The 516-nt window shown below is 68.4% G+C and carries 1 pseudogene; it reads right to left on the reverse strand.

Features of this window, described 5'->3' with window-relative positions:
- A pseudogene (locus tag ABD323_RS45495) lies at nucleotides 1–380 on the reverse strand (cytochrome P450); the annotation flags it as partial.
- Nucleotides 381–516 lie beyond the last annotated feature (136 nt).

The raw sequence follows: 516 nt of genomic DNA on the forward strand, positions 1-516 counted from the left end.
CGCTTCCGGAGCCGGGTGTGCACCGGGGGGTCGCTGAAGCCCAGGCCACCCGGGTTCTGACCCTCGGTCACGCCGACGTTGCCGATCAGGTTGGCGAAGTCGCTGCTGAAGCCGGTCGGCCGGCCGAGCACCTGCTTGACCTCCTCGTAGCCGGTGACCAGCCAGGCGTTGAAGCCGAACGGCAGCGGCACCCGGCTGATCGGCGCGGCCGCCCGGGTGGTGGCCATCGCCGGGACCGGGTCCAGTCCATCCCGCTTCAGCGGCATCAGGACCGATTCGGGCAGGAATGAGACGTCGGAGAGGTCGAAGCCGTTCCGGGCGGTCCGGGCGAGGTAACGGCGCCCGATCCAACTGGTCGCACGTGAACGGAGTTTGGTCATCAGCACTGGGTGCTCCAATCCGGGCAGGAGGCCGACTGGCCAAGGGGTCGTCGAACAGCCGTGCGCGGCGGCGGGCATCAGCGTATCCAGAGACGGTCGTAAGTATGACAGCCGGATGGCCGTTAGGGGTTCGACA

The sequence above is a fragment of the Kitasatospora nipponensis genome (assembly GCF_039528135.1).
Taxonomy (GTDB): Bacteria; Actinomycetota; Actinomycetes; order Streptomycetales; family Streptomycetaceae; genus Kitasatospora; species Kitasatospora nipponensis.